Genomic DNA, 3,499 nt, shown 5'->3' on the forward strand with positions numbered 1-3,499 from the left:
CGCAGACGCCACGGTGGGGCGAACACGCGGACGGATCCACCAGGCGGAGAGCTTCTCGCCCAGGGTGATCGGCTTTGGCCGGAGTACCTGCCCCGCCAGCCGCAGGGTCAGCTTCCTCTCGAAGCTCTCAGAGGGCTCCGGGCGCGGCAGGAACGCCAGTAAGCGGCTGGTCTGGGTCAGTTCCTCGGTGATTTTTGTGCAGACGGCACACGAGCGCAGGTGCGCCCTGGTGGCCTCTGAGAGCTGCGCAGGGAGTGTGCTGTCTATGTACTCAGAGAGCCCCGCTTGAATTTTTTTACAATCTAACATGCTTGCCATTTTATTTACGACTCATTTACGACTCCAAATAGGGCCGCAGGTGCTCTCGCAAGGCCACACGTGCATTGAAAATGCGTGACTTGACTGTGCCCAGTGGGATGCCCTCGACAGCAGCAATCTCCTCGTAGGCCAGCCCCTCCACATCATGCAGAACCACGGCGGAGCGCAGCTTGGGCGGTAGCTTAGCGAGAGCCATCTCAATCTGCCCCCCGAGCTCTTTGCGCGAGAACAAAATCTCAGGTGCGGCTTTCAGGTCCGGCACATCGCGGGTGGCGTTGGAGTCTTCGTCGTCGCTAAAAATCGGAGTATCCAACGACGAAACCACGCCGCGCTCTTTTTTCTTCCGACGAAACGCGTCCACACAGAGATTTCCCGCGATGCGAAACAGCCAGGTCGAGAGGCTCGCCTCCGCACGAAAGCTATGGATATGCGAGTACATCCGCACAAAGACTTCCTGCGTGAGATCCTCAGCATCCTCGGCGTTGCCCGTCATGCGATACAGATAGTTGTAGATCTTGCCTTTATAGCGTCCGACGATCTCATTGAAGGCAGCGACATCCGCTTTTTGACAGCGTGCAATAAGAGCCGTGTCGTTGTTCATTGTCGCGATGCCCCGATTCCAGAAAGTTGCCAGTGCCATTTGCTGCCCTTCATCCTACAGTATATTCTCGGACGCACTCCCTTATTTTTTGTTCACCCGAGCCAGGGTGTGCAAAACGAGACAGCGATACAATGGGATCACCATGCAGGAGCTGATTGTCCCGGACACCCCCGCCAACCGGGCACTCCACGCCGCTGTGCGCAAGAGCGACCTGGCTGCCGTCAGGCGCCTTTGCGCAAGGGGCCAGCCCCAAAACACTGGGCTAGGCGCTGTGCATCGCGCTGGACGCAAGGCAGTGGGAGGTGGCGGAGGACTTGTTGCGGCGTGGCGCGGATGTCAATGGCAAAAGCCGCGAGGGAGAGCCGCCACTGATTTTACTCATTACCCAGATCGCTCTCATCCCCCTAGATCCGATGGAGACGAAAGAGCTGAGCGGAAAAGAGCGTGCCGAGATACGGCGTGATGAAGCTGCGAAGACAAAAACGGCGCTGCACTGTCTGGACACGCTCCTGGCACGAAAGCCCGATCTTGGGTCAACCCTCCCCTCGGAAATGGACTGGAAAGGCGGAAACGCACTGGCCTATGCCCGCTACTACAAGCTCCCAGCGGTCGTGGCGCGGCTCCAGAAGGCGGGCATAAAGCGGTAGAATGGGAACATGGCCTACAATCGTTTCACTCTCCCCGAGGTTCAGTCACAGTTCGGGCTGACTATCGAGCGTGACACGCCGCTGTTTCCGACGCCGCCGCTTGCTGTGCCCAGCGACTTTCTGAGGATGACGATGCAGCGCTATCTGCCGCTTGCATTGGACATGCAGACCGAGAAGGCACGCTCGGAGTTTATTATCGCTCCCATTCTCATGGAGGTGGTTGAACAGAAGCACCGGCAGGTCTCGCTCCACTCTGGCGTGGACTTCACCGTGGACCGTAAGCTGGGATTGGCTGGCTTCTGTGACTACCTCTTCTCTCGCTCACCCGAACGGACAGAAGTTGTCGCCCCCGTTCTGGCCGTGGTCGAGGCAAAGCGTGAGGACATTCCCAGCGGCATCGGGCAGTGCCTGGCTGAGCTGGTAGCGGCGCAACGCTTTAACGAAAAACAGGGCAAGCCCCTGCGCTTTCTCTACGGTTGTGTCACCACGGGGGATCGCTGGCGCTTTCTGCGGCTAGAAGACAAGCATGCCACGATAGACATAAACGAATATCCCGTTGAAGCACTGGATAAGATTCTCGGTATCTTGCTGGAGCTGGTCTCCTAAAATCGTCAAGACATAGACGGTAGAATCACGCGGATTTCGTGTATAATTTGGGTGGTAGTCATAAGAAATAACTAAAATGTGGGAATTAATTTTCGGCCCTCTTCAACGTGTGCAAATGCAATCCGATCCGCAGAACTATCTTGAGTTACGTGTAATGTGTGATGGGAAAATATTTGTTGTAACTACTGGAAATTTGAAAGAAGTTGTACCTGGAGAAAAAACCTTAGAAGAGTTAAAACTTGAGATGTTAAAACGGTGCTATGATTCTGCTGATTATGTTGCTGATGGTGCCACACCTGAACAAATGAGAATTGGTCTTAGTCTCATTGAAAATGAGCGTCTTAAAATTGAGAACGAGATTTCACGTAAGAAATTAGCAACGTCTGGAAACCAATAAGCTCAAAGCTGGCGTTTTTCTGATTCCCCCTCGCTCTGGTGCTGGCTTCGTCTCGGATGGAATCGGGAAAGCGGAAGTGAGATTGGAAGACGGGCGGTAGAATGGGGCGGGAGAGAAACATGAAAGTGCTTTTAGAACGACGGGCGGGCGGCTACCGAGCGAGTGCACCGCCATTGGGCGAGAGTGTTGAGGCCGAGACGCGAGACGAGGCACTGAATGCTCTGCGGGATCGGATTGTGGCGCGGCTTGTTGGCGAGAGCGAGTGGGTGGAGCTGGAGATTCCTTTACCAGAGAGTGAGCTTGTTCGAGGGCTTGCGGACGATCCAACCTTCGACGACTGGCAGGCGATCATTGCGCAGAACCGACGTAAGGAAAACGAGGCACTGGGGATCTATCCTGAGCATAATCCGATGCCACAGTTAAAGAAATGATCCTTTACCTGCTAGATACAGACACTCTCTCGCTTCTATTACGTCGTGATCTGATCGTGCAAGATTTTGTGAAAGCGCTTCCTCCACAGGAGTTTGGGACAAGTATCATTTCCTATGAGGAACAGATTGTGGGGCGCTTTGCTCAGCTACGCCGCGCCCGAACAACAAAAGAAACCGTGGATGCCTACGAGTGGCTGCAGAAGACAGTCGAGCTCCTGGCTCCAATTCCCCTCGTCGGTTTTGCGGAAGCGTCGCTGATGCGTTTTGAAGCCTTGCTGGCGCTGAAGCTCAACGTGGGGCCAAACGACCTGCGTATCGCCTCCGTTGCACTGGAAATTGGGGCTGCTGTCGTCACGCGCAACCTCCGGGACTACTCCCGGGTGCCAGGGCTCCGAATCGCAACCTGGGTGGAGCCGAAGGGAGAAGAATGAAGCCGCTGGTACATGCACGCTCGTCGGCGCGCAAGTTTGGCGGGGTTCCCGCGCGGGGACGGGATTAA

General features: G+C 55.6%; 7 protein-coding genes. 5 read left to right on the forward strand and 2 right to left on the reverse strand.

Annotation, left to right across the window (positions count from 1 at the left end; translation table 11 throughout):
- Together ACH2EH_RS17975 and ACH2EH_RS17980 are read right to left on the reverse strand one after the other, a co-directional pair.
- Positions 1-309 (reverse strand): anti-sigma factor family protein (locus ACH2EH_RS17975; RefSeq protein WP_395143750.1); only part of this gene is annotated, 309 nt, incomplete at its 3' end.
- Between the two features lie 25 nt (positions 310-334).
- Positions 335-958, reverse strand: coding sequence for a sigma-70 family RNA polymerase sigma factor (locus tag ACH2EH_RS17980; RefSeq protein ID WP_395143752.1), 624 nt, complete (start codon positions 956-958; stop codon positions 335-337).
- Positions 959-1,221: 263 nt separating this feature from the next.
- Here ACH2EH_RS17980 and ACH2EH_RS17985 point away from each other — a divergent pair, with 263 nt between their 5' ends.
- The 5 genes from ACH2EH_RS17985 to ACH2EH_RS18005 all read left to right on the forward strand — a co-directional run bounded on the left by ACH2EH_RS17985 (position 1,222) and on the right by ACH2EH_RS18005 (position 3,431).
- A complete protein-coding gene (locus tag ACH2EH_RS17985; protein ID WP_395143754.1) occupies positions 1,222-1,566 on the forward strand; it encodes a hypothetical protein in 345 nt (114 codons plus the stop codon).
- 9 nt (positions 1,567-1,575) lie between these two features.
- On the forward strand, positions 1,576-2,172 hold the full coding sequence (locus ACH2EH_RS17990; protein ID WP_395143756.1) for a hypothetical protein: 597 nt from the start codon (positions 1,576-1,578) through the stop codon (positions 2,170-2,172).
- A gap of 76 nt (positions 2,173-2,248) precedes the next feature.
- Positions 2,249-2,569, forward strand: coding sequence for a hypothetical protein (locus ACH2EH_RS17995; RefSeq protein WP_395143758.1), 321 nt, complete (start codon positions 2,249-2,251; stop codon positions 2,567-2,569).
- A 119-nt stretch (positions 2,570-2,688) separates the two neighbouring features.
- Complete coding sequence (locus ACH2EH_RS18000) at positions 2,689-3,000, forward strand: hypothetical protein (RefSeq protein ID WP_395143760.1); 312 nt, start codon at positions 2,689-2,691, stop codon at positions 2,998-3,000.
- Positions 2,997-3,431, forward strand: a complete 435-nt coding sequence (locus ACH2EH_RS18005; protein ID WP_395143762.1) for a type II toxin-antitoxin system VapC family toxin — start codon at positions 2,997-2,999, stop codon at positions 3,429-3,431. The genes ACH2EH_RS18000 and ACH2EH_RS18005 overlap by 4 nt, the downstream gene beginning before the upstream one ends.
- Positions 3,432-3,499 lie beyond the last annotated feature (68 nt).

Source organism: Armatimonas sp. (assembly GCF_043760365.1).
Lineage (GTDB): Bacteria > Armatimonadota > Armatimonadia > Armatimonadales > Armatimonadaceae > Armatimonas.

Excerpts from the sequence above, each read along its gene's own strand:
- ACH2EH_RS17980 (WP_395143752.1), bottom strand. The coding sequence starts at position 958 with ATGGCACTGGCAACTTTCTGGAATCGGGGCATCGCGACAATGAACAAC.
- ACH2EH_RS17990 (WP_395143756.1), top strand. The coding sequence starts at position 1,576 with ATGGCCTACAATCGTTTCACTCTCCCCGAGGTTCAGTCACAGTTCGGG.
- ACH2EH_RS17995 (WP_395143758.1), top strand. The coding sequence starts at position 2,249 with ATGTGGGAATTAATTTTCGGCCCTCTTCAACGTGTGCAAATGCAATCC.
- ACH2EH_RS18000 (WP_395143760.1), top strand. The coding sequence starts at position 2,689 with ATGAAAGTGCTTTTAGAACGACGGGCGGGCGGCTACCGAGCGAGTGCA.
- ACH2EH_RS18005 (WP_395143762.1), top strand. The coding sequence starts at position 2,997 with ATGATCCTTTACCTGCTAGATACAGACACTCTCTCGCTTCTATTACGT.